22 protein-coding genes are annotated in these 23,580 nt (G+C 67.0%); 15 read left to right on the top strand and 7 right to left on the bottom strand.

Features of this window, described 5'->3' with window-relative positions:
* The first annotated feature begins 130 nt into the window (after nt 1-130).
* The 7 genes from AC1DDO_RS01170 to AC1DDO_RS01200 all read left to right on the top strand — a co-directional run bounded on the left by AC1DDO_RS01170 (nt 131) and on the right by AC1DDO_RS01200 (nt 6,782).
* Complete coding sequence (locus tag AC1DDO_RS01170) at nt 131-1,819, top strand: FAD-dependent oxidoreductase (protein WP_476971272.1); 1,689 nt, start codon at nt 131-133, stop codon at nt 1,817-1,819.
* Nucleotides 1,816-3,069: a cytochrome P450 gene (locus tag AC1DDO_RS01175; RefSeq protein WP_476971273.1), complete on the top strand. Its 1,254-nt coding sequence runs from the start codon at nt 1,816-1,818 to the stop codon at nt 3,067-3,069. Before AC1DDO_RS01170 ends, AC1DDO_RS01175 begins: the two co-directional genes overlap by 4 nt.
* Nucleotides 3,070-3,125: 56 nt before the next feature.
* Nucleotides 3,126-3,794: a GAP family protein gene (locus tag AC1DDO_RS01180; protein ID WP_476971274.1), complete on the top strand. Its 669-nt coding sequence runs from the start codon at nt 3,126-3,128 to the stop codon at nt 3,792-3,794.
* Between the two features lie 119 nt (nt 3,795-3,913).
* A complete protein-coding gene (locus tag AC1DDO_RS01185) occupies nt 3,914-4,771 on the top strand; it encodes a prephenate dehydratase (RefSeq protein ID WP_476971275.1) in 858 nt (285 codons plus the stop codon).
* Between the two features lie 76 nt (nt 4,772-4,847).
* The gene (locus tag AC1DDO_RS01190; protein WP_476971276.1) at nt 4,848-5,426 is read left to right on the top strand and encodes an HhH-GPD-type base excision DNA repair protein; all 579 of its coding nucleotides are present in this window, start codon (nt 4,848-4,850) and stop codon (nt 5,424-5,426) included.
* A 56-nt stretch (nt 5,427-5,482) separates the two neighbouring features.
* Entirely contained in the window at nt 5,483-6,175 is a 693-nt protein-coding gene (locus tag AC1DDO_RS01195) for a DUF4386 family protein (RefSeq protein WP_476971277.1), read from the top strand.
* Nucleotides 6,176-6,224: 49 nt separating this feature from the next.
* Complete coding sequence (locus AC1DDO_RS01200; RefSeq protein WP_476971278.1) at nt 6,225-6,782, top strand: TOPRIM nucleotidyl transferase/hydrolase domain-containing protein; 558 nt, start codon at nt 6,225-6,227, stop codon at nt 6,780-6,782.
* 30 nt (nt 6,783-6,812) lie between these two features.
* On the opposite strand, the gene AC1DDO_RS01205 is transcribed toward AC1DDO_RS01200, so the two are convergent.
* Complete coding sequence (locus tag AC1DDO_RS01205) at nt 6,813-7,421, bottom strand: TetR/AcrR family transcriptional regulator (protein ID WP_476971279.1); 609 nt, start codon at nt 7,419-7,421, stop codon at nt 6,813-6,815.
* A gap of 537 nt (nt 7,422-7,958) precedes the next feature.
* Between AC1DDO_RS01205 and AC1DDO_RS01210 the strand changes: the two genes are divergently transcribed.
* Nucleotides 7,959-9,032, top strand: a complete 1,074-nt coding sequence (locus AC1DDO_RS01210) for an APC family permease (protein WP_476971280.1) — start codon at nt 7,959-7,961, stop codon at nt 9,030-9,032.
* A complete protein-coding gene (locus AC1DDO_RS01215) occupies nt 9,022-10,665 on the top strand; it encodes an amidohydrolase (RefSeq protein WP_476971281.1) in 1,644 nt (547 codons plus the stop codon). The genes AC1DDO_RS01210 and AC1DDO_RS01215 overlap by 11 nt, the downstream gene beginning before the upstream one ends.
* 140 nt (nt 10,666-10,805) lie before the next feature.
* Here the strand turns inward: AC1DDO_RS01215 and AC1DDO_RS01220 are convergent, their stop codons facing one another.
* The 6 genes from AC1DDO_RS01220 to AC1DDO_RS01245 all read right to left on the bottom strand — a co-directional run bounded on the left by AC1DDO_RS01220 (nt 10,806) and on the right by AC1DDO_RS01245 (nt 16,405).
* The gene (locus AC1DDO_RS01220; RefSeq protein WP_476866399.1) at nt 10,806-11,198 is read right to left on the bottom strand and encodes a VOC family protein; all 393 of its coding nucleotides are present in this window, start codon (nt 11,196-11,198) and stop codon (nt 10,806-10,808) included.
* 136 nt (nt 11,199-11,334) lie between these two features.
* On the bottom strand, nt 11,335-11,949 hold the full coding sequence (locus AC1DDO_RS01225) for a TetR/AcrR family transcriptional regulator (RefSeq protein ID WP_476866400.1): 615 nt from the start codon (nt 11,947-11,949) through the stop codon (nt 11,335-11,337).
* A 45-nt stretch (nt 11,950-11,994) separates the two neighbouring features.
* Nucleotides 11,995-13,269, bottom strand: a complete 1,275-nt coding sequence (locus AC1DDO_RS01230) for an NAD(P)/FAD-dependent oxidoreductase (RefSeq protein ID WP_476866401.1) — start codon at nt 13,267-13,269, stop codon at nt 11,995-11,997.
* Nucleotides 13,266-13,460 (bottom strand): ferredoxin, encoded by a 195-nt coding sequence (locus tag AC1DDO_RS01235; RefSeq protein WP_476866402.1) that lies wholly within the window; start codon nt 13,458-13,460, stop codon nt 13,266-13,268. The genes AC1DDO_RS01230 and AC1DDO_RS01235 overlap by 4 nt, the downstream gene beginning before the upstream one ends.
* Complete coding sequence (locus tag AC1DDO_RS01240) at nt 13,457-14,629, bottom strand: cytochrome P450 (RefSeq protein ID WP_476866403.1); 1,173 nt, start codon at nt 14,627-14,629, stop codon at nt 13,457-13,459. The genes AC1DDO_RS01235 and AC1DDO_RS01240 overlap by 4 nt, the downstream gene beginning before the upstream one ends.
* Nucleotides 14,630-14,683: 54 nt before the next feature.
* Nucleotides 14,684-16,405, bottom strand: a complete 1,722-nt coding sequence (locus AC1DDO_RS01245) for an MFS transporter (RefSeq protein ID WP_476866404.1) — start codon at nt 16,403-16,405, stop codon at nt 14,684-14,686.
* Nucleotides 16,406-16,736: 331 nt separating this feature from the next.
* Here AC1DDO_RS01245 and AC1DDO_RS01250 point away from each other — a divergent pair, with 331 nt between their 5' ends.
* The 6 genes from AC1DDO_RS01250 (at nt 16,737) to AC1DDO_RS01275 (ending at nt 23,551) form a co-directional block, all read left to right on the top strand.
* On the top strand, nt 16,737-17,747 hold the full coding sequence (locus AC1DDO_RS01250; protein ID WP_476866405.1) for a phosphotriesterase family protein: 1,011 nt from the start codon (nt 16,737-16,739) through the stop codon (nt 17,745-17,747).
* 50 nt (nt 17,748-17,797) lie between these two features.
* Nucleotides 17,798-18,751 carry a phosphotriesterase family protein gene (locus tag AC1DDO_RS01255; RefSeq protein ID WP_476866406.1) on the top strand — a complete coding sequence of 318 codons (954 nt, stop codon included), beginning with the start codon at nt 17,798-17,800 and terminating at the stop codon, nt 18,749-18,751.
* Nucleotides 18,752-18,813: 62 nt separating this feature from the next.
* Nucleotides 18,814-19,923, top strand: a complete 1,110-nt coding sequence (locus AC1DDO_RS01260) for an FAD-dependent oxidoreductase (protein WP_476866407.1) — start codon at nt 18,814-18,816, stop codon at nt 19,921-19,923.
* A 14-nt stretch (nt 19,924-19,937) separates the two neighbouring features.
* A complete protein-coding gene (locus AC1DDO_RS01265) occupies nt 19,938-20,870 on the top strand; it encodes an alpha/beta hydrolase (protein ID WP_476866408.1) in 933 nt (310 codons plus the stop codon).
* On the top strand, nt 20,867-21,808 hold the full coding sequence (locus AC1DDO_RS01270) for an MBL fold metallo-hydrolase (RefSeq protein WP_476866409.1): 942 nt from the start codon (nt 20,867-20,869) through the stop codon (nt 21,806-21,808). Before AC1DDO_RS01265 ends, AC1DDO_RS01270 begins: the two co-directional genes overlap by 4 nt.
* Nucleotides 21,809-21,826: 18 nt before the next feature.
* Nucleotides 21,827-23,551, top strand: coding sequence for a CocE/NonD family hydrolase (locus AC1DDO_RS01275; RefSeq protein WP_476866410.1), 1,725 nt, complete (start codon nt 21,827-21,829; stop codon nt 23,549-23,551).
* Nucleotides 23,552-23,580 lie beyond the last annotated feature (29 nt).

Raw genomic sequence — 23,580 nt, forward strand, 5'->3', positions numbered from 1 at the left:
CGGGCCCCGTTTCGCTGCGCCTGCCAGGGCGGAAACCCTGACAGGGCCGGATCGGCCCGGCTGGATCGGAAGAGGCGCCGGCTGGTTGGCCGCCGGGCGGCGCAAGCCCTGCTAGAGGGAGAAAAGCGGCATGAGGGTCCTCGTCGATCTCACCAAATGCCAGGGCTACGCCCAGTGTGCCTTCCTCGCCCCGGATGTCTTCACGATTCAGGGGGACGAGGCACTGACCTACGACCCGCACCCTGACGGAGCGCATCTGACGGGGATCCGGCGGGCCGCCGCCGCGTGTCCGGTTCAGGCCATCCGGCTGGAACAGCCGGACGGGCAGGACGGGTCGCTGCATCCGGACACACGACCGGCGACGGCTGTTCCGGCCGAAGACAGCGGGAGCACCTTTAAGAGAACTGGACGGATCGTCGTCGTGGGGGCGTCGATGGCGGGGCTGCGCGCGGCAGAGCGCTTGCGCGAGGAAGGGTTCACCGGATCGCTGACTCTGGTCGGCGAGGAGCCGCACGAGCCCTACGACCGGCCTCCGCTGTCCAAACAAGTCTTGGCCGGGTCGGCGCCCCTGGAAGACACCTCGCTGCCACGGCATCGGGACATCCGCGCGACTTGGCGGCTGGGTGTGGCGGCTACCGGGCTCGACCTGGCTGCCAAGCAGCTTCAGCTCGCCGACGGCAGCCTGATCGGATTCGACAAACTGTTGATTGCCACCGGCCTGCGGTCGCGCCCCTGGCCCAACCCTGCGGAGGCGGCCCTTGCGGGAGTGATGACATTGCGCACCCGGGAGGACGCCGCAACCCTGCGCCAGCACCTCGCGGGGCGTCCGCGTCGGGTGCTGGTCATCGGCGCCGGTTTCATCGGGTGCGAGGTCGCGTCGGTGTGCCGGGAACTTGGCCTGACGGTCACGGTGGCCGAAGCCGGGCCGGCTCCGCTCGTCGCTGCCCTGGGCGGGGTGATCGGCGCAGTCGCCGGGGAACTGCAGATCGAGAATGGCGTGGACCTGCGATGCGGCGTCCGCGTCCTGTCCCTCGAGGGTGATGCCACCGGACAGCTGCGCCGTGCCGTGCTGTCCGACGGCACAACACTTGAGGTGGATGTGGCGGTCGCCGCGCTGGGCTCGGTCCGCAATGTCGAATGGCTCGCAGATTCCGGCCTGGCGTGCGGCGTGTGGGGCGTCGCGTGCGACGCCGGCTGCCGGGCGTTCGACGCGAACGGGCTGGTCACCGATGACGTGTTTGTCGCCGGCGACATAGCCCGCGCCCCGCAGCCGATGTACGGCTACCAATTCCTCGCCGTCGAGCACTGGGGAAACGCCATCTCCCAGGCCGAGGTCGCGGCACACAACATGGTCAGCCGCGGGACCGAACGGTGGCCGCATCTGGAGGTGCCGAAATTCTGGTCGGCCCAGTTCGGCACCGAAATCAAGAGCGTCGGGGTGCCCTCGGTGGCCGATGAGGTAGCCATCGTTCAAGGATCGGTGGACACGCGCCGGTTCCTGGCCGTCTACGGCTACAAGGGCCGCATCGTGGCGGCGGTCGCCTTCAACCAGAACAAGTGGCTCGATTTCTACGAACCGCTGATCGAGCAGGCCGCACCCTTCCCGCCGGCGTTTCACCACATCGATGAGTCAGTCCAGGCCCGGCCCGTTCCGGCCGGTTTCAAGCCCGCTGTCAGCCCTACCCAGGACGCGACCGTCGTCGTGACCGGTCACGATCCCAATGAACGCCGCGCCAGACTGACCAACTCCGCGGCCGGTGACACGCCATCACGGAAACCCACAGAGTCCTCCCCGCGATTGAAGGAGCCTTCACCATGAGCCAGGGCAGCACCTGGGAGCAGATCCTCGACTTCTCGAACCGGGCTAACCCCTACCCTTTTTACGACGAGCTCCGCAGGACTCCCGTGACCCGGCTTCCGGACGGAAGCTACCTCGTAAGCACCTACGCGGTGATCGCCGCCCTGCTGCACGACCCGAGGGTCAGTTCCGACATCAGCCGCAATCCGGCGGCCGCCGCTGCGGGCGCAGCCGCCGTCGGCGACGACAATGACGACGGCGGCGGCCCGGGCATTTCTCCGACTTTCCTCAGCATGGACCCTCCTGAACATGACAAGTTCCGCCGGATCACCATGCGCCATTTCGGACCGCCTACGACGCCGGGCAGGGTCGCCGGGATGGAGGCGAGAATGACGGAAATTGTCACCGACCTGATCGATGACATGGCGGACCGCAACCGGATCGACGTCGTCGATGATCTGGCCTATCCGCTGCCCGTCACGGTGATCTGCGAATTACTTGGGGTGCCCCCGGGCGACGAACAGCGTTTCCGGGTCTGGGTGGATGTAGCCCTGGAATCCACAGATCCCGGACTCGATCCCGAGACACAGCAAGAAAAGAGGGCCGAGGCCGGCAAAGAATTGCGCACGTTCATGGAAGAACTGGTCGAAGCCCACCGGCAGACACCGGGCCCGGACCTTCTCTCTGCGATGGCAACCGATGACGGCCCGGAAGGCCGCATGCCGGACGAACAACTGGTGAGCACCGGGCTTCTTCTGCTAATCGCCGGACATGAAACCACCGTGAACCTCATCTCCAACGGCGCACTGACGTTGCTCCGCCACCCAGCCGAACTCCAACGGCTACGCAACGATCCCGACCTCGCCATCCCGATGGTCGAGGAATTGCTCCGCTACGAACCGCCTGTACACTTCGTCCCTTTCCGCACGGCCCTCGACGACATCGACATCGCCGGCACCACCATCCCCGCCGGCGCCTCGATCACTTTGGTCCTGGCTTCGGGGAACCGCGACCCCGCGCACGTCGCCAACCCCGATCTCTTCATCCCGGACCGGCGCAACAACCAACACCTCGGCTTCGGCGGCGGCATCCACATCTGCTTCGGCGCACCGCTGGCCCGGCTCGAAGCCCAGATCGCCCTCACCGCGTTCGCCACCAGGCTGGAGAACCCGCGGCTTGTTTCCGACCCTCCCCCATACCGGCCGAGCCCGTTCCTCCGCGGACCCGCTCATCTCCTCATCGACATCGACGGCATCACCGCCGGTCAGTAGGGAGAAGCGCGAATGCATGCCGAAGCGGCGTCTGGCCCCGATGTTGGGGCGTCCGGGTGCTAGACGTCCTGGGAGAGACACTGCCCCTGGCGGTGGGCATCGCGTTGAGTCCGGTGCCCATCCTGGCCGTGGTGTTGCTGTTGGTCGCGCCGAACAAAGGATCGGCGGGAGCCGCGTTTCTGGCAGGGCGGCTGCTGGGCGTCGTGCTCGTTGTCGGCCTGTTCGCCGTGGTGTCCGACGTCATCGAGCTATCATCCGGTGGTGCTTCGCCGTTTGTAGCGGTGACGCGGATCATCGTGGGAGCGGCACTCGCTTTCCTTGCTGTTGGCAAATGGAGCCGTCGGCCGGGACCCGAGGAGGAGCCGGAATTGCCCGGGTGGATGAGCTCGATTGAGGACAGCACCCCGGGGAGGGGTTTTGGTCTCGCCATCCTGCTCTCAGTCGCAAACCCGAAAGAGTTGCTGCTCGGGTTAGGCGCTGGCTTCACCCTGGGCAGCGCCGGACTCCCGATCGGGACCACGATAGTAGCTGTCCTCATCTTCACGCTGATCGCGTGTCTGAGCGTGGTGACTCCGGTTGTCGCGTTCTTGGCGGCAGGCGAACGGATGCCCGGCCCGTTGGAAGCGGTACGAACACTCCTCGTCCGGCACAACACCGTGATCATGAGCGTGGTCCTGCTGATTATTGCCGCCGCCCTGATCGGCGGTGGGATCGCAGACCTGTAGGCAGACAAACCATCCAGGGGTCGTCAGGACAGCGCGGGTGATGGCCCGGCGCCCCTCTTGGTGACCTCGGCGCGACGCGGTTTGGGCCGGCGGGGGTGGGTCGTGAAAGCATACGGATTGTGACCCAGAAGATTGCGTACCAGGGTGAGCCCGGCGCCAACTCCCATATCGCGTGCAAGCAGATGTTCCCCGAACTGGAAAGCGTCCCGTGCGCCAGCTTCGAGGACGTCTTTGAACTGGTGTCCAGCGGTGAGGCTGACCTGGCCATGATCCCCATCGAGAACTCGATTGCCGGCCGCGTGGCGGACATCCACATCCTGCTCCCCGCGTCCCGTCTGCAGATCGTCGGCGAGTTCTTCCTGCCCATCCACTTCGACTTGCTTGGCATCCCCGGCAGCACCATCGAGGCCGCCACCGAGGTCCACAGCCACATTCACGCGCTGGGCCAGTGCAGGCGCCTGATCCGTGAAGCACGGTTGCGCCCCGTCATCGCCGGCGACACGGCGGGTTCGGCCCGCGAAGTGCGGGAGTGGAACGATCCCGCGAAACTCTCCCTCGCTCCCCCGCTCGCGGCCCAGATCTACGGCCTGGAAGTGCTGGCCTCCCGGGTCGAGGACGACCCGTCCAACACCACCCGCTTTGTGGTCCTGGCGCGGGAAGCCGAACTGCCCACCCGGGACGAGTTGCCCGGAGAGGCAGTGACCAGTTTCGTCTTCCGGGTCCGGAACGTCCCGTCCGCGCTCTATAAAGCTCTTGGCGGTTTTGCTACTAACGGCGTGAACATGACCCGGCTGGAGAGCTACATGGTGGGCAACGAGTTTGCTGCCACCATGTTCATGGCCGACGTCGAGGGCCACCCGGCGGACCTGCCCCTGCAACTGGCCTTGGAGGAACTGGCGTTCTTCACCGCCGAGGTCCGGATCCTCGGTGTGTATGCCGCCGCAGAGTTCAGGACACTTCAGGCAGCAAGCAGCTGACCTCCCTGCCGAATCGAACCATTCGGCCAGTCACAGGTGCCATGACGTGGCTCGGAGCAGGTGGGAGGATAGGCGCATGGAACTGCACATCACTGGCGACCCCGCCGCCGACCAGCTGCTCAGCAATGACGCGTTCGCACTCCTCACCGGCATGCTGCTTGACCAGCAGGTGACCATGGAGTCTGCGTTTGCCGGACCCGAAAAGATCCGGACGCGCCTGGGGTCCATGTCCCCGGCCGCAATCGCCGAGCATGACCCGGCAGGCTTTGTTGAGATTTTCAAGGAGCGTCCTTCCGTCCACCGCTTCCCGAGCTCGATGGCCAGCCGCGTCCAGGACCTTGCCGCGACCGTCCAGCGGGATTGGAATGGGGACGCAACGGCCATCTGGAACCAGGACCACCCGGACGGCCAGGAAGTGCTGCGCAGGCTCAAGGAATTGCCGGGCTTCGGCGAGCAAAAGGCAAAGATCTTCCTCGCCCTGCTTGGCAAGCAGTGTGGACTCCAGGCGCAAGGCTGGCGTGAGGCTGCTGGCCCCTACGGCCAGGAGGACGCATTTCTTTCAGTCGCCGACATCGTGGACCCTGAGTCCCTGAAGAAAGTGCGCGCCAACAAGCAGGCCGCCAAGGCCGCCGTCAAAGCCGCAAAAGACAACTGAGCGCTGATAAGAATGGCGTGAGCCAAAGGGCACGTGGTCGGGGAAGGCGGCGGTCCATGAACGCACAGAACACCACCCGTTGGATCCGGGCCGGGTTGTGGACCTTGCCCCTTTACGGCCTGATCACCGCCTGGGCCACGCTTGAGCCCCAGCCGGACCAGCAAAAGGATCCCGACGCCTGGGCGCGGTTCGTCAGCTCGGACTCTTATCAAACCAGCCACCTGTTCGGCAGCACGGGAGGCACCATCCTCGCGATCTTCGGGGTCCTCGCGCTGGGCTGCTGCCTGGCCAGCAGCCGCGCCGGCCGCCTGGCACTGGCCGCCACCGTCATCACCATCGCGGGAACCGCCTTGTTGATGGTCCCCGCCGCCCTCTCCACTTTCGCCACCCCCGCGATCGGGAAGGCCTATCTGGAAGGGAACCGGGACGTCATGCTGCTGGAGTTTCCAGCCGCCATGACGGCCTCGTTCCTGCTCGGGCTCCTGCTCGCGTTCCTTGGCAACGTCTTGCTCGGGGTCGCAGTCTGGCAGTCCCGGACGCTCCCGCGCTGGGCCGGGGTCCTCTGGGTGGCCGGCGCCGTCCTGTTCTACGTCCTGGGCGTCGTGCTGGGGCAGGCGACCACGGGCAGCAGCCTTCCCACCCAGCCGGCCGGTGCCCTGCTCATGGCCACATCGGGCGGCTGGATAGCGTGGAGCCAGTCCCGGCAGGTCCAGCCCGACGCCGCCGTCCCCGCGGCCGGCGCGGGCTGACCCGGCGACGCGAGGGCGCCCGCGGCTGGGCGTCCGACATACTGGTTCCATGCAGGCGACTTCGGTGCAGGCGACGACGGTGTTGGTCGAGGGCGAGAGTGACCGGCTGGCGGTCGAGGCGCTGGCTTTGCGCCTTGGCCAGGACCTGACAGCCATGCGGGTCTCGGTGGTGCCGATGGGAGGCGCGACCAGCATCGTCCACTTCCTCGACCGCTACGGCCCGAACGGTGCGGACCACCGGCTGCTGGGCCTGTGCGACGCAGGGGAATCCCGCGGCATCGCCCGCGCGCTCGGCCGGGCAGGCATCGGCTCCGGTTCACTGGCCGAGCGCGGGTTCCACGTCTGTGAGGCCGATCTTGAGGACGAGCTCATCCGCTGCCTTGGGATCGATGCCGTGCTCAACGTCATCGAGGCTCAAGGCGAGCTCGCGTCATTCCGACTCCTCCAACGGCAGCCCTCACTGCGGGAGCGGCCAACAACAGAGCAGTTGCGCCGGTTCTTCGGAGGACGCAGCGGCAACAAGGTCCGGTACGCGCCGCTGCTGGTCCAGGCACTGCCGGCCGGAGATGCGCCTCCGCCGCTGGCCAGCCTCGTTGCATCATTCTGACTTGGCGTCCGCAGCATGCCCTTTGCGGTGTTACCGGGCCAGCTTGGCCCGGAGCCCGCCGATTACCACATCCAGGCCGAAGTCGAAGGCGTGCCCGCCCCTTTCCTCCGCCGGCCCGGCATGGCCAAGTGCCCGCTTGAGCGTGGGATAGCCCTCCGCCGGCGGGTCCCAGACAACTTCCGGAGCGGCCAGGTCCAGGGCTGCGCCGAGGGCGAAGCTGTCGATCGTGGAGATGGCCGCCACCACATCCCGCCCCCGGAAGCCCGCCCCCTCGAGGGCCAGCGCCAGGTCCTCGTAGAGTCCTATGACGGCCGGATCGGTGATGGACTGCAGCACCAGCAGCGGTGCCAGCCGCGGATGGCGGGCAAACGCGTCCCGATAGGCGCGGATCAGGACCCGCAAGGCTGCTTCCCAGTTGCTATGGTCCACCGGCGGATACGGCACTTCGGTGATGATCCGGTGGCGCAAGAGTTCCAGGATCTGATCCCTGCCGCTGACGTGGTTGTAGATGGAGGACTGGCTTACGCCGATCCGCTTCGCCAGTTTCGGAAAGCTGAAATCGCCGCTCTCGTCCACCAGGTCCAGGGCGGCCGTGGTCAGGGCATCCACGGATATCAGCGGGAGGAGCGGGCGCCCCATGGGTTCTCCTGACTGCAGCTCTTGAAGGTCAATCACAGCCTAGTCGGCGGGGCTCGGCGTCGTCGTTTTTGGGAAAACTATTGTGCTCTGCGCCACACACATTCATACTAAACGAAAGCCTTTCGTTTAGCGGGGCTCCAAGAAAGGACGGACCAGTGCCGGATACCCAAACCAAACCACCAAAGTCGTCCGCGGACGGCGCCCTCAAGCGCAACGCCCTGGGCACGGGCGGTATTGCCTTCCTCGTCATCTCTGCCGCAGCACCGCTCACCGTCATGGCAGGCGTGGCGCCGGTAGCCATCGGCGTGGGCGGCATCGGTGCCCCGGCCGGCTACCTGCTGGCGGGAATCGTGCTTACCCTCTTCGCCATCGGCTTCATGGCCATGACCCGCCACGTCAAAGCATCCGGCGGCTTCTACACGTACATTTCGCTGGCCATGGGCAAGACCGTCGGGCTGGCCTCCGCCACCTTGGCGATCGTCTCCTACAACTGCCTCCAGATCGGCCTACGGCCTTTTCGCCGTCCAGACCCACGATATGTTCCAGGTGCTCTTCGGGCTCGAGGTGCCGTGGCCCGCCATCGCACTGGCCGCCGTCGTGGCCGTGTGGTTCCTCGGCTACCGGGGCATCGACGTGGGAGCGAAGGTACTCGGGGTACTCCTGGTGGCCGAGACGGGCATCCTCGCCGTGATGGGGGTGGGCATCCTCAGCAGCGGCGGAGCCCACGGCATCAGCATGGGTTCCTTCAGTCCGGACCAGGCGTTTGGACCCGGCGTCCTGGCGATCCTTGGCATCTGCTTCGCCGCCTTCATGGGCTTCGAGTCCACGGTGCTGTACCGCTCCGAAGCCCGGAACCCGGATAAGTCCGTGCCGCGGGCCATGTACATCGCCGTCGGCTTCATGTCCGTCTTCTACGCCTTCATCGTGTGGACCGTGGTCCAGGCATACGGCGAAGACCGCGCCGTGGAAGCCGCCGGCGAACTGGCCGGCGGGATGTTCTTCCAGACCATCAACCACTACGTGGGCCCGTGGGCCGAAGTGGTGATGTACCTGCTGATCGTCACCAGCGTCTACGCATCGCAGCTTGCCTTCCACAACGCGATCAACCGCTACGTGTACATGCTGGCCCGCGACGGCGTGCTGCCGTCCTTCCTCGGCCGGACCCACCGCCGGTTCCAGTCCCCGCACCGGGCCGGGCAGCTGCAGACAGTTCTGGCCGCGGTGGTGATCACCATCTGCGCCCTGCTAAACGCCGACCCCTACCAGCAGCTGCTGATCTGGGTGAACACGCCGGGCATCTTCGGCATCGTGGGGCTCCAGGGCCTGGTGTCGGTGGCGGCCTTCCTTTACCTGCGCCGGAACCCCGCGGCGGCGACGCACAAGCTGATGGTGCCGCTCAGCCTGGCCTCGGCCATCCTGCTCTTCGGCGTGGTGCTGCTGATCGGCCTGAACATCGAGCTGCTCACCTTCGCTGACGCCCTGACCAACACCCTCCTCATCCTGGTGACGCCCCTCTTTTTCATCGCCGGGCTCCTGGCCGCCCGCTGGGTGCGCCGCCACCGTCCCGGGACCTTCGCACGGATTGGAAGCTTCGAAACCCATGAATCCTGATTTGATCATCCTCGCCGACACCGTCCACACGATGGACGGCCGGCCCGCCGACAGTCCCGCGCCGCAGGCGGTGGCAGTCCAGGACGGCGTGATTGCCGCCGTCGGGAGCCGTTCCGACGCCGAAAGCTGGCCGGCAGCGGAAGTCATCGATTTCGGCGCAACCGTTCTGACCCCCGGCCTGGTGGACTGCCACATGCACCCCGTGTTGGGACTGGAACTGACGCGCGGCTGCGACTTGTCCGGCGCCAGGGACCTTGCCGAGGTGCGCGAACTGTTGCGCGCCGAAGCGGCAGCAAATCCCTCAGGAGATTGGGTGCGGGGATGGGGCCTGGACCCCAATGTGTTCGGAACCGCTGCTCCCGCGCGCGAGCTGATTGACGACGTCATCGCCGGGAGGCCGTGCCTGCTCCGGCTCTTCGACGGGCATTCCGCGCTTGCCAGTTCCCGTGCCCTCGAAATCGCCGGTGTCACCGGACCGCGGACCTTTGAGCAGGCGTCTGAGGTGGTGTGTGACGGAAGCGGCAGGCCCACGGGGCTCCTGCTGGAGGCCGCCGCCGTCGAGCTCGTTGCGCAGGTGATGCCGGCGGAGTCCTTCGACGAGCGAAAGGCGAGGCTCGCTGAGCTCTTCCAGCAGTTCGCCCGGTCCGGGCTGACGGGCGCCCACGTGATGGACTGCGGGGAGGGTTCGCTGGAGCTCTTCCGCGCCCTCGACGATGACCTGGACGGCAGCCTCCCGCTGCGACTGCGGATCTCGCCGTGGTGCATGCCCGGCAGCGGCGAGGAAGACTGGGACCTCCTTGCGGAACAGATCGGACTGGGCGGAAAGCGCTGGGAGGTGGCCGGCATCAAGCTGTTCGTCGACGGGACGGTGGACAACGGCACGGCCTGGCTGTTTGAGCCCGATGCCTATGGGGAATCGGTGGCCCCGTTTTGGCCGCGCCCCGAGGAGTACGCGGCGGCCGTGCGGTACTTCGCCGGCCGTGGCATTCCCACCGCTACCCACGCCATCGGCGACGCCGGCGTGGCCGCAGTTCTGGACGCCTTCGAGTCCCGGCCGCCCGCGGTGCGGTCGGTTGCGCCGTCGGCCGTGCATCGGATCGAACACCTCGAAACCGTCCCGGACGCCCTCATCGGGCGGTTCTCCCGTTCGGGTCTGGTGGCCAGCATGCAGCCCACGCACTGCACCCACTACTCCCGCGCCGACCCAACGGACAACTGGTCCACCCGGCTCGGAAACGAACGGGCGAACAACGCCTGGCGGTGCGCGGACCTCCGCGCGGCGGGAACCACCCTGGGGCTCGGCTCCGACTGGCCGATAGCCCCGTTCGAACCGCTGCCCATCCTGGCGGACGCGCAATTACGACGGCGGGCCGGCCGCCTGGGCGAACAGCCGATCGCCCCGGGCCAGGCCCTCACTGCACGGCAGGCGCTCGAGGGCTACACCTCGCACGCTGCCAGGGCTGCCGGGCAGTGGGCTGTCTCCGGGTCGGTCACTGTAGGCAAGCGCGCGGATTTCACGGTGTTCGACGTCGATCCGCTGTCCGTCGCCCCGGATGACCTGGCTGCCGCGCAGGCACTGGCCACGGTCGTGGACGGGCGGGTCCAGCACCTGTCGGTGGGGTCGTTCCGGTAGGAATGGGCGTCCGCGCGGCCAGTGGGTTGACCCGCGGCCGCGCGGCCAGGGAGCTGGCCCGGGCAGGGCGTCCGGCGAGCTGACCCACGGCCGCGCGGCCAGGGAGCTGGCCCGGGCAGGGCGTCCGGCGCAAGAGTGATTTACGCGTTGGTTCCGGGCTGGTAGGTGCCGGCGCTCCATTCCTGTCCCTCCGGATCAAGCACTCGACTGCGCCGGGCGCCCCAGGGGGTATCTTCGGGCTCGATCACGGAGGTTCCGCCCGCCGCGAGGGCCTTCTGATGAAATGCGTCGACGTCCTCGACCAGAAGATAGAGTCCCTGGCCGGTCGATTGACCGATCAGGGACGGCCGCTGGTACGCGGCGTCGCTGCTAGCCACCATCAGCACCGCCTCCCCCATGCGAATCTCGGCGTGCAGCACCGTCCCTGCAGGGCCGTCCTGCCGGTAAATGACGTCAAATCCCACTGCCTGGAGCCAGTTCAGGGCTGCCGGCGCGTCACTGTAGCTCAGATAGGCGAAGAGCTTGGCGTCCATGCAGGAATGTTATTCCCTAGCGCAGCCGTCCGGAACAGCCCGCCGGGACCACGCACCGGCGGGCGCCACCGCTTCACCAGCAGTTCCAGAGCCCTTGGACTCCACTGATCCCCCCGGGCCCGGGTAGGGGCCCTGCCTAGCCTTCGTCGCAGAGCAGGTGGTACCAGCTGTCGGCCAGAAGCTCGAGTGCGTGTTCGCGGTGCGGCTCGAGTTTGCGGCGGGTCCAGAGCGTAGCGACGTAGTCCAGCTGTGTAAAGGCAAGCGTTCCGCGGATGTGGTGCGTTTCCTCTGAGAAGCGGCCGGCCAGCTGCATGCCGCGGACGATGTCGGCGATAACTTCCTCATGCCATCCCCGGACCAGGTCCCGTACCTCGCGATCAACCGCGGCGGCCTCGTCCAGCACGTCGAGGTATGGACGGAAGACCGGCCAGAGCGCCGAGCGCGACTCGAGCCAGGCAAGGATGTCCGGCAGCCGGCCCCCTCGGACCACGTCGACGAGTTCGACGGCGGTTGTCGCCCGGTCTGGGCCATCCGCACGGTCGAGCACGGCGTTAACGCGTGCCATGAAGTCCCTCATGAGATCGGCACGCGAAGGGTAGTGCGCGTAGAAGGTCGCCCGGGTGGTCCCGGCAGCCACGGCGATCTCGTCGATCGTCGTCGCCGCATAGCCCTTCTGGGTGAAGAGTTCGAGCGCCCGGTCGATGATCACGTCGCGGGTCAGCTGTTTCTGGGCTTCTCGCAGCGACGACATGAATTAATCCTAACCGTGGTGTGCAGAATTCGGACGCATGAAACGTTAAGACCGCGCGACGGCAAGCGTCCTGACATGCCGCAAAGACGGTGCCGGGACTCGCTCACCGGAGCCAACGGGCTCTGACGGCCGGAGCGCGCCCGGCCCTGCGACGGCCAGCCGGCGCAGTTTCGGGATGGGGATCCGGTAGTTGATCGCCGCGGCGGTACCTGAGCCCTCCTTGTCCTCCCAACGGAGCAGCATCGACTCCCGGTCCTCGCCCGGCTCACAGTAGTCGGGCGCGCCGACCAGGGGCGTGAAGCCGACCGCCTTGAGCGACAGGCCGAAGCCCTCGGTCCAGAAGTACGGCTGGAAGTTGAGTTCGGGGGCCGCGTCGCCTTGGAGCAGGCCGACGGCCGCGACCTTGGCCTGGTCGATGGCGCTTGTCCACAGGGGCACGCGTTGCACCCCGCGGCGGGTCGGGAAGGACGCCACGTCACCGGCGGCAACGATCTCCGGCCGCAGCCGGCCGCGGGTGTCCACGCGCAACGACCCGCCGACGACGAGGCCTGAGCCGGCCAGCCAGTCGATGTTCGGCTCGTCGCCAATGGCAGTGACGATGAGGTCTGCCTCCAGTTCGATGCCGTCGGCCAGTGCCACCCGCGTCCCCGCACCGGAGCCGATGAGACGGGCCTTCCCGCCGCCAACCACCCGCAGGCCGTGCCGGGCCGCGGCTGTGGCGAATATCCCGGCCAGGTGGTCGCCCAGCTGGCGAGAGAGGGGCTGGACGTCGGAGACCAGCGTGACGTCGCAGCCCAGCTGCAGGCAGGCTGAGGCGACCTCCATGCCGAGCGGTCCGCCGCCGACCACAACGACCGAGGGGCGCGATGCGACGCGTTGTTTCAGCGTGATCGCGTCCTCGATCGTGCGCAGGGTGAGCTGCCGGTCAGAGCCGGCATGCCGTGGCCCGCCTGCTCCCTCCGCGGCGGTAAGGCGCTTCGCACGGGAACCGGAGGCAATGACGAGGCCGTCATATGGCAGTTCGCCGCCCCCGTCGAGCCGGACCACCCGGGCGTCGACGTCCAGGCCAGATATGCTGACGCCGAGGAGTTCGGTCGCTTCGTGGGTCGGCGCGGGCAGCTCGTGGGCCTGGAGGCCGCCGCCGCCGTTCCCATCCACATCATGCAACAGCGCCTTCGACAGAGCGGGGCGGCTGTAGGGTTGGTGGGGCTCGGCGCCGACGACCGTCAGCTCGCCGTCAAAGCCGGCGGAGCGCAATGAGTCGCATGCCGTCAGCCCGGCGATGCCGTTACCGACCACGACAATCCGGCGCATGCTCATGCCGCTTCCAGCCGAAGCGCTGCGACCGGGCAGACCCGGACCGCCGCCTTCGCGGCGTCCAGGTCGGCCCCCTCCACCTCCGCGACATCGAGCAGGAGTTCGCCGTCATCGTCGAGGTGCATGAGATTGGGGGCCGCTTCCTCACAGAGTCCGTGTCCCTCGCAGCGCGGCCGGTCCAGTTCGATCCTCATGCGGCCACCACCTTGGTGACCTCGAGCTTCTCGATACTCCGTGTCATGTTGCTCGGGACCCGAACAGCGTCCCCGATGGTCAGCGACTGCACCCTGCGGGCAAGGGCCTCGATGATCGCATGGCCTTCAAGTCTCGCCAGGCCCTGGCCGGCACAGCCGTGCGGTCCATAGCCGAAGGAAAGATGATCCACGGGGTTCCGCATCACGTCGAACGTGTCCGGATTTTCGTAGTGCCGCGGGTCCCGGTTGCCGGCCCCAAAGAGAATGCCAACCTGGGCGCCCGCGGGAATCGTTACGCCGTCGATCTCCACATCTTGCGTTGCCTTTCGGCCCCAGACGTGGATGGGCACCCAGTAGCGCAGCACCTCGGCGAAAGCGGCGGGCACGAGTTCCGGGTTGGCCCGGACCAGTTCGAACTGCTCCGGGTGACGCCCGAACAGCGCAACGATATTCCCGATCGAGGCGATCGTGGTGTCGACGCCGGCTCCGAGGTACTGGTGGATGATGTGCCCGGCAGTGCCTTCCGGGATCTCGCCCCGGGTCTCGGCGTCGAAGATGCCGCGGCCGATGGAGCCGGGGGCGAGGTCTTCGGCCGTGACCGACGAACACCAGCCATAGAGCTCCCCGGCGATGGGGAAGCTCTCCTGGGTGCGCTGGTTCAGCGGGCCGAGGACCTGCATCGCGGCCTGGCCCCAGCGCAGCATGTTGTCCTTGACGTGTCCTTGGAACCCAATCAGGTCGGCAACGATTTCGATCGGGAAGGCGCGGGCCAGGGAGTCGATGGCCTCGAAGCTGCCGCTGGAGGCGAGCCCGGCGACGAGCTTGTCCGCTTTTTCGTCGATGACGACTTTCAGGCCGCGGAGGGCGCGTGGGGTGAGGTTCTGCGACAGCGTGGCACGGAGCTGCGTGTGGATGGGCGGATCGGAGGCCAGCGAGGTGCCCTGCAGCGCCTCGTTCACCATGGGGTTGAAGCCGATGCTGGTGGACGAGAAGGTCTCCGGATCACCGAGTGCGTCGCGGATGGCGTCGTAGCGCGTCAGGACGTACAGGTCGTTCTTGGGCAGGTGGACCACTGCGGCCTGCTCGCGGAGCGAGGCATACGTGGGGTAGGGGTCGACAAGGATGTCGTCATCCCAGATGTCGATGTCGGATTCAATGGGTGCAGTCACGGTGTTCTCCTTGCGGAAGGTTGGATGGTAGGCGGTCAAGTGAAGCCCTCCGTCTCAGACGGCCGCTTCGGCGTTGGCCTCGGTGGTCTCAGCGATGGCATCGGGGGTGGGCGCCGAGGAACGTGCGGAGATGAAGAGGGTAAGGATGGCGGAAACCGTCGCCGCTATGGCCGCGACGAGGTATACGGTTTGGAAGCCCTGGCCGAGCGAGGCCCCGGCCGCGCCCTGGATCTGCTGCTGCGCAGCCGTGAGGGCCTGGACCATGCCGTCGACGGCAGCCGCGGGCGCGCCGCCCGCCGATGCCTGGCCGGAGAACTGCGCGATCACGCCATCCCAGCCCGAGAGGAAGCCCAGCGGCGGCACGTGGGAGAGCCCGGCGACGGCATTGGCGGGCAGCCCCGCACCGCCGAGGATACCGCCGAGCGGGCCCGCGAAGGCTGAGGCGCCGATACCGAACGCGATGGCCGAGCCGATGACCGGGCCGAGGGCGAAGCCAAGGTCCCGCAGGAGGTTGGTCGTCGCGGAGGCCATGCCGATGTGCTGGGGCGGGACGGTATTGATCGCCACCGCGGTGACGGAGCCGACGGTGAGCGCAAATCCGATGCCCAGCAGCAGCAGGGGCAGAATGAAGGCCGTCCACGGGGTACCGCCGAAGGCCTCCGGGGCGCCCAGGGAAAACGTCGAGAGCCAAAATCCGGAAACCGCCATGAGGGCGAAGCCCGAGGTCAGGACCCAGCGCGGCGCCACGTGGTGGATGAGCCAGCCCACCACCGGGATGAAGGCGAAGGCCGGTCCCTGGATGAACACGAACAGCACGCCGACCTTCCAGGTCTCGGCCAGGGCGAGACCGCCGACGGCGACGCTGGTGCTGAAGCAGATCGCCAGGAAGGCGAACATGCCGGTGACGGCGACGATGCCGGTGATGGAGTAGGCACTGTTCTTGAACAGGGAGAGGTGGATGAGCGGCTGCTTAGTGCGCATTTCGATGACGACGAAGGCGACCAGGAGGATGCTGCCAATAACGTAGCCCGCGAGGACCTCCCAGGAGCCGAAGCCCGCATCGACCGCCTGGACGGTCGCGAAAAGGACGGCGATGAGGCCCAGAGCGAGGGTGAACTGGCCGGGCAGGTCGAGTTTGCGTCCCCCGGTGGCCGCGGAGTCCTTCGCCCGGAGTGCGACGAGGAGAACGACGACGGCGAGGGCGGCCGCAACGAGGTAGGCGACACGCCAGCCGCTATACACGTTCGGCGCGCCGGGCCCGGCGCCCGGCACGGTGAACATCTGGGCGGTGAGCCCGGCGAGCACGGGTGAGATCACCGCGCCGAGAGACAGGAACCCGGCCCACGTGGCAATGACCCGGGCCCGGGCCCGGTGGTCTGGAGTGATCGCCGCGATCATGGACAGCGAGATGGGGAAGAGGATACCCGCCGCGATACCGCCGACCGCCTGCGCGAAGATCATCATCTCGGTGGTCGGGGCCAGCGCGACCAGGACGGAGCCGACGACGCTCAGCGCCGCGCCGGCGTACAGCAGCTTCTTGCGTCCGAGAACGTCGCCGAGGAGCCCCCAGCTGAGCTCGAACACCACAATGCCCATCAGGAACATGCCCGCGATCCACGTCAGGCCTGCACCCGAGGTATGGAATTCCGCGGCAAAAGTGCCGCTGAGGGCGCCCGGCAGCGCGTTGGTGATTTGAGCGAGTGTGACCGCGCTGTAGGCGGCCACGAACGTCGCACGTACCGAGCCGCGGCTCGACACCTTAATGGACTGACTCATCGATGAAACTCCTTTGTTTCCGGTCGGTTCTCCGGTTGAGCGCCAGGACTGGTGCTTCACGGAGGGGCCGGCATAGGCCGGACTGGATGTGGCGCTCCCCACAGTCTGATATCAATCTTTACACCATGTCAAGCATGTGAACTGTTCGTTAGATTCATAAACGCCATGTTCAACCCGCTGAAGCCTTCCGGCTGGATGCTAGATGTACGTTACGACTATTTGCTTGACACCGTGTAAAGAAATATGTGACGCTGGCTACTCTGCAACGGAGCGACGACACAAAGCTCCGAGGCGCCCTGCATAAGCACCCGATCTTCAAGGGAGAAGCCAAGTGAGTCCCACCACACCCGTCGCTACCGGTGACGCGTTCCATTCCCCGGCCGGGCAAACCGTCAACACGGTCCTGGGTCCCGTCGCCGCTTCTGAGCTGGGCGTCGTCGCGGTCCATGAAGCCCTGCTCTCGGTGCTCCCCGGCGCCCAGGACGCCCCGGACATCTCCATGGACCGGGCTGAGATCTTCGAGGCCCTGGCTGCGAAACTCACGGACTTCCGCGAGCACGGCGGCCAGACGATCGTCGACAGCACCGGCATGTTCCATGGCCGCGACCTGAAACTGTACGAGGCACTGTCCCGCTCCACCGGTGTCCACATCGTCGCCTCCACGGGCCTGGGCCCGGAGGAGGAGCTCGGCGGATACTTCCTGACGCCGCAGACCAACCCGCCCACCCCCTGGCCGGCCGAAAAATTCAGCGATCTCTTCGGCAGGGAGGTCACTGAGGGGATGGTGGTCCCCCGGGTTGAGCGCCGCGCCGCAGCCGGCATCGTCGCGACCACCGCCGACCGCGCCGGCATGACCCCGACCGAGGAAAGCCTGTTCCGCGGCTCCGCCCGCGCAGCCAAGAACACCGGCGTCCCGGTCTCCATCCGCTTCGGCGCGGACGTCCTGCACGACCTCGACGTCGTCCTGGACGAACAGATCGGGGCCGACCGGGTGCTCGTCGGCGACCTGGACCGCAAAGACGCCGCCGGCTCCGCCGTCGAGGTGGCCGGCCGCGGAGCCTTCGTCGGCATCGACCACGTGGGCCTGAACGACCACGCCGACTACCTCACCGACCACGATCGCGCCGACCTGGTGCTCGAGCTCGTCAAGGCCGGCCACGCCGACAAGATCATCCTGTCGGGCAACTCGATCGGCGTGGCCAAGGGCTTGCCGGAGTACACCCTGCCCTACAGCCACGTCCTGACGACCTTCGTGCCTTTCCTCAAGGCCCACGGCCTGAGCGAAGAAGACACCCGGCGCATCCTCGTGGACAACCCGCGCAACCTGCTGACAGTGCGCTAAGCACGCGTCCGCCCTCACACAACAACTTTCGAACCCCTGAGGTGAACGAAATGACCAAGGTCAACACAGTGCTGGGAACCATCCCCGCCGAAGAACTGGAAATCGTGGCGGTCCACGAACACATCGGCTACGGCATGCCCGGGTCAGAGCTGGACACCAAATGGTGGAAAACCCCGGAGCAGGCTTATGAGGAGACCGTGCCGAAGCTGCGGAAATTCCGTGAATACGGCGGCGGAACCTTCGTCGACGCCACCGGCATCTGCAACGGCCGCGACGTGGACTACTACAAGTCCCTGTCCCGGAAGACGGGCGTGCACATCGTGGCCTGCACCGGCTTCGTCGGCGGCGACACCGCCCTGCCGCACTTCTCCCGCGCCACGGTGGACTACCTCACGAAGGTGTTCATTCACGAGATCACCGTCGGCATCGGCACCACGGGCGCGAAGGCCGGCGTCATCAAGGTCGGCGTGAGCCGCGGTGGACGCATGACGGACCTTGACAAGCGCATCTACCGGGCCGCGGCCCGCGCCGCCGTCGTCACCGGCGCGCCGATCCTGACCCACCTGGCCATCGACCCCCAGCCGGCAGTGAACATCTTCAACGAGGAGGGACTCCCGCTGGACCGCGTGCTCTTCGGCCACGCCGACGACGGCCTGAACGCTCCGATCACCCCGCACGATTGGATTTACGACCAGGGCGGCCGCATCGGGTTCGACACCTTTGGCTATGACCTCGAACTGCCGGATCCGCCGTTCTGGGGCCGCAAGCGCGCCGAACGCATGGAGCACTTCGTCAACCTCGTGAACAAGGGCTATGCCGACAAGCTCCTCGTCTCGGCCGACGCGAACTGCAGCCCGCTGGGCTGGCCCGGCGTTAAGGGCCACACCATCAACTACATCTTCGAGGACATGATCCCGGACATGCAGGCGGCCGGCATCGACGACGCCACCCTCAAACTCCTGCTCGAGGACAATCCGGCCGATTTCCTGTCACTGCAGGCCTGATCCCCCACCGCTCCACCCAAGTTTTCCCAGGTCCACCCTGGGTCAAGAAAGAGAATCAACCAATGAAGACTTCAGAGATCAAGAACCTCAAGATCGCCATCATCGGCGGCGGCTACGGCGGGGCCTCGGTGGCCAAGGCCCTGCAGAACATCGGTGCGGAGAACGTCCACGTTTACGAGCAGGCTTCCGCCCTCGCCCAGGTCGGCGCCGGCATCGGGCTGCGCCCGCCGTCGGTCGAGTTGTTCCGCAAGTGGGGCATCTTCGATGCGATCGCCGCCGTGAGCTCGCCCAGCGACCACCTCGAAATCCTCAGTGCGGACGGTCAGCACGTCCTCGCCAACGAGGAATGGCCCTTCCTGCGCGCCTACGAGCAGGTCAACCACAACCGCATGATCCATCGCGGGGATTTCATCGACGCCCTGCTCGGCGTCCTGCCGGAGGGCATGGTGCATCTTGGTTACAAGCTGGAGACCATCGAGGACAACGGCGACCACGCGACGCTGACTTTCGAGAACGGCGAGATCGTCACCGCAGACCTCGTCATCGGCGCCGACGGCATCCGCTCAACGGTGCGCAATCAGCTGTTCTCGCAGAAGGAGCCGGTGTTCTCCGGCGAGCACGCCTACCGCGCGGTCATTTCGATCGATGACGCCCACGGGCTTGTGACGGACGACAACCCGCGCTTCTACATGGGCGAGAACGGCACGATCGCCTACAACCTGCCGCTGCGTCACCGCGGGCAACTCTCGTACGACATCACGGCCCCCTCCGATGACGACTCGTGGGCACCGGAGATCTCCACTGAGTACCTCGAGACGATCCTGAACGGCTTCGACGAGCGGATCGTCCGGGTCGCCCGGGAACTGGACCTGAGCCAGGTGACCAGCCGTTCGGTGTTCGACATCGATTCCCTCGACTCGTGGCACACCGACTCCGTCGCGCTGCTCGGCGATGCCGCCCACGCGATGCTCCACCACCAGGGCCAGGGGGCCAACTCGGCAATCCTGGACGCCGGCGGTTTCGCCGACGCACTGGTGCAGGGCAACTCCGTGAAGGACGCACTGACCATCTACGAGGCCACCCGCAAGCCGCTGACGGATGAGCTGCAGCGGGTGTCGCGCCTCGGCTGGCACGCCGACGCGGTGGACTCAGCATTCCCGGCCAACCAGTAAGGAAGGACCACCCAATGCCAATTCACCCGCAGATCGCCGAGATCCTCGGCACCCTGCCTCCGCCGCCTCCTGGTCCGCTGAACCCTGGGGCCATGCGCGCCGGGGAGGCCGCCCAGGTTCCCGCACCCGAGGACCGCCTCCCGTTGTCCTCTGTCGAGGACGCCACGGCAGTGACGCCCGCGGGCGAAGTGCCCGTACGGATCTACACACCGGTGGCGGCTGACGCCTACGGCCTGCTGGTGTACTTCCACGGCGGCGCCTTCTTCCTGGGCAGCCTGGACACCCACGACCACATCGCACGGTCCCTGGCCCAGGAGACCGGCCACAAGGTCATCTCGGTCGGCTACCGGCTGGCCCCCGAATCCGTTTTCCCGGCCGGCCTGGATGACTGCTACGGCGTGGTCCGCTGGGCCGCCGCGCAGGGTAGCGGCCTGGCCTGGGACGGGAAGAACCTCGCCATCGCCGGCGACAGCTCGGGCGGCACCTTCGTGGCCGCCGTCTCCGCCAAGGCCCACGATGACGGGTTCGACGCCATCTCGCACCAGATCCTGTTCTACCCGTCCCTGGACCTGGACTTCGACGTCGACCGCTACCCCTCGCTGCGGGAGAACGCTGAAGGCTACGGGCTGGAGACGGCCGGCCTGGCGCCGTTCAACTCCTTCTACCTCGAGAGCGGGGCGGATCCGGCGGATCCCCTCGTCTCCCCTATCAAGCGCGAGGACCTGTCCGGCCTGCCGCCGGCGCTGGTCATCACGGCCGAGTACGATCCCCTGCGCGATGAGGGCGAACTCTACGGCCGGCGCCTGCGGGAAGCCGGTGTGGACGCGACGGTCAGCCGCTACCCAGGCGCCGGCCACGGATTCGTCCAGCATTTCTCCTGGATCCCGGAGTTCCACCGCGCATTCCAGGAGACCGGTGACTTCCTGAACGCTCGGGCCGTCCAATGACAGAGCCGGTTGCTGTTCATCCGCTGGTGTCGCCCTGGGGTCGTTTTGGCCTCTACAGCTTCTTCATCGATGCTCCGGAACCCGCCATTGTGGACACCGGGATCGCGTCGTCGCCCGCCGACGGCATGATCCCCGCGCTAGAGAAGCTGGGACGGCGCATCGAGGACGTGCGCTGGATTCTGCTGACCCACGGCCACATCGACCACCTCGGCGGTGCGCACGCCCTCTGGGAACTCACGGGCCGCCGCGCCAAAGTCGTGATCCATGAGGCCGATGCTCCCCTGCTGCGGTCCCGGCGCGCGCATGTTGACCAGTACGTAGGCGTGCGCCAGCAGTACCTCGACAATCCCGACGCGGTGGCGGAGCAAACCAAGGCAGCGAACCAAGTCATCTCCGGCGAGATGGAGCCGACTCTGCTGGTGAAGGGCGGCGAGACCCTCTCCCTGGGCGGGGACGTCACGGTGTCCGTCCACCACATCCCGGGCCACACGGCCGGGTCGGTGGCGTACGTCGTGGACGGCCAGCAGTCGGTCTTCGTCGGCGATGCCGTGCAGATCCACGGAGCCGCCAACGGCTTCCCGGGCTACGAGGATCCCGCCGCCTACCGCGCCAGCCTGACGTACCTTCGCGACGAGATCCGCCCGCAGCATCTCTACCTGGGCCACCCCTACAGGAATGTGGACGGCGTGCCGTACGGCGTCGAACTGGACCGTGAAGCGGCCCGGCGGGCCCTGCAGGGCAGCCTTGACCTGGAAGCCCGGATCGGTGGCGCCGCGCGGCGCCACCTGCGCGAGGGCCTGCAAGAGACCGACTCGGTCTACTCCCCGTTCGCCCCGGTTGCCGAGGAGCTTGGCTACACGGGCGACCCCACGCTGGAGCCCTCTCCGTTCTTCACCACGCTGCACGGCTACCGCACGCAGTTCAACCAGATCTCTTAGCAGAGGAGCTTCGCAATTATGAATGAGTATCAGAGGATCGACGCGGGTGGGGAGAAGATTGCCATCCGCAAGGACCTGCGGGTCCCCATGCGGGACGGCGTCGAGCTCGCCGCGGACGCCTATCAGGGCGTCGAGGACAAGCCGCGCCCGGCGCTGGTGGCCTTGAGCCCCTACGGCAAGGAACTGCAGGCGCTGGCACTCACCACCCCGCCGCAGCGGCGCCCCAGCCCGATGTGGGACGGCTGCATCGAGGCCGGCGACATCGCGCGCATCGTCAAGGAGGACTACGTCCACGTCATTGGCGACCTGCGCGGCTCCGGCCACTCCGGCGGCGAGCACATCGGCAACTACAACGCCGGCGGCGTTTCCCTGGGCCAGGACGCGTACGACTTCATCGAGTGGGTTGCCGAGCAGCCCTGGTGCGACGGCAACGTCGGCATGGTGGGCATCTCCTACTTCGGCTCCATGCAGGTGCTGGCAGCGGCCGAGCGGCCGCCGAGCCTGAAGGCGATCTTTGTCTCGGGCGGACATTACGACTTCTACGAGACCACCTACCACGGCGGCATCATGTGGTTCATGCCGCGCGCCGCCCGCGAGGGCCGCGGCGGCGACTCGGGCTGGGCATTCACCGACAACGTCAAATCACGCATGATCGAGAAGTACGCCCCCGGGGAGCTGAAAAAGCTCGTCCAGGAGCGACTGCAAGATCCGGACGTCGCCGCCTGGCCCAACCTGGTCCACGTCCTGAACTACCCGAAGAACCACGAAGCCTGGTTCGACATCGTGATGAACGAGCTCGACGGGGACTGGTACGAGGAACGCAACCCCATCACGCTGGCCCCGAACATCGACATCCCGGTCTACCTCCAGATCGACCAGGGCCGCGGCTGGACCATGGACGGCACGATCGAACTGTACAACGCGCTGAGTGGCCCCAAGAAGCTGGACATCGGGCCGTACCCGCCGATGCAGTCGCGGCCCTTCATCGAGGAACACGACAAGATGTTCCGATGGTACGACTACTGGATCAAGGGCATCGACAACGGCGTCATGGACGAACCCGCCGTCAGCGTCTTCGTGGAGGGCTCACGCGAGGTGGCCACCGCGGAGGCGTGGCCGCCGAAGGAGATCGAATACAAGTGCCTGTATCTTCGCCCGCGGCACAAGCTGTCCACAGAACCCGAGCTGATGGGCGTCGAGTACGCCGCCCCGGACGGCTTCTACCAGGCGCCGCTGACGGTGACGGACAAGGTAGAGATCATCAGCTGGTCCACGCCGGCCTTCGAGGAGGCCACGGAGCTGATCGGCACCGGCGCCGCCCACATCTTCGCCGAGATCGATCAGCCGGATACCAACTTCATCCTGCGCCTGTGGGACTACTCCCCCAACGGCAAACGCCAGCTCATCACCAGCGGCTACCTCAAGGCCTCCCACCGCGAGCTCGACGAGCGGACCACCGAAGGCAGCCCGCACCACCCGCACACCCGCTCAGTGCCGGTGGAGCCCGGGACCATCCAGGAGTACGTGCTGCGCCTCTACCCGTTCGCGAACACCTTCAAGCCAGGTCACGTCCTGACGGTGGAACTCTCGAACGGCGAGCCGCTGGCCGACGAGCACAACGCGCTGCTGCCGCCGGATGCCTTCCACCTGCCCGTGGGCCGGCCCGTCACCCACAAGATCTACCGCGACGCCGCCCACCAGTCCCGGCTGGTCCTGCCGTTCACCACGCGCAAGGCTGGGTAGCCAGGCACCCATGACCGGCCGACGCATCG

Source organism: Arthrobacter sp. 10N43 (assembly GCF_056394525.1).

Coding starts and splice junctions, on each gene's coding strand:
- AC1DDO_RS01170 (WP_476971272.1), top strand. CDS start 131: ATGAGGGTCCTCGTCGATCTCACCAAATGCCAGGGCTACGCCCAGTGT.
- AC1DDO_RS01175 (WP_476971273.1), top strand. CDS start 1,816: ATGAGCCAGGGCAGCACCTGGGAGCAGATCCTCGACTTCTCGAACCGG.
- AC1DDO_RS01190 (WP_476971276.1), top strand. CDS start 4,848: ATGGAACTGCACATCACTGGCGACCCCGCCGCCGACCAGCTGCTCAGC.
- AC1DDO_RS01195 (WP_476971277.1), top strand. CDS start 5,483: ATGAACGCACAGAACACCACCCGTTGGATCCGGGCCGGGTTGTGGACC.
- AC1DDO_RS01200 (WP_476971278.1), top strand. CDS start 6,225: ATGCAGGCGACTTCGGTGCAGGCGACGACGGTGTTGGTCGAGGGCGAG.
- AC1DDO_RS01205 (WP_476971279.1), bottom strand. CDS start 7,421: ATGGGGCGCCCGCTCCTCCCGCTGATATCCGTGGATGCCCTGACCACG.
- AC1DDO_RS01210 (WP_476971280.1), top strand. CDS start 7,959: ATGTTCCAGGTGCTCTTCGGGCTCGAGGTGCCGTGGCCCGCCATCGCA.
- AC1DDO_RS01215 (WP_476971281.1), top strand. CDS start 9,022: ATGAATCCTGATTTGATCATCCTCGCCGACACCGTCCACACGATGGAC.
- AC1DDO_RS01220 (WP_476866399.1), bottom strand. CDS start 11,198: ATGGACGCCAAGCTCTTCGCCTATCTGAGCTACAGTGACGCGCCGGCA.
- AC1DDO_RS01225 (WP_476866400.1), bottom strand. CDS start 11,949: ATGTCGTCGCTGCGAGAAGCCCAGAAACAGCTGACCCGCGACGTGATC.
- AC1DDO_RS01230 (WP_476866401.1), bottom strand. CDS start 13,269: ATGAGCATGCGCCGGATTGTCGTGGTCGGTAACGGCATCGCCGGGCTG.
- AC1DDO_RS01235 (WP_476866402.1), bottom strand. CDS start 13,460: ATGAGGATCGAACTGGACCGGCCGCGCTGCGAGGGACACGGACTCTGT.
- AC1DDO_RS01245 (WP_476866404.1), bottom strand. CDS start 16,405: ATGAGTCAGTCCATTAAGGTGTCGAGCCGCGGCTCGGTACGTGCGACG.
- AC1DDO_RS01255 (WP_476866406.1), top strand. CDS start 17,798: ATGACCAAGGTCAACACAGTGCTGGGAACCATCCCCGCCGAAGAACTG.
- AC1DDO_RS01260 (WP_476866407.1), top strand. CDS start 18,814: ATGAAGACTTCAGAGATCAAGAACCTCAAGATCGCCATCATCGGCGGC.
- AC1DDO_RS01265 (WP_476866408.1), top strand. CDS start 19,938: ATGCCAATTCACCCGCAGATCGCCGAGATCCTCGGCACCCTGCCTCCG.
- AC1DDO_RS01270 (WP_476866409.1), top strand. CDS start 20,867: ATGACAGAGCCGGTTGCTGTTCATCCGCTGGTGTCGCCCTGGGGTCGT.
- AC1DDO_RS01275 (WP_476866410.1), top strand. CDS start 21,827: ATGAATGAGTATCAGAGGATCGACGCGGGTGGGGAGAAGATTGCCATC.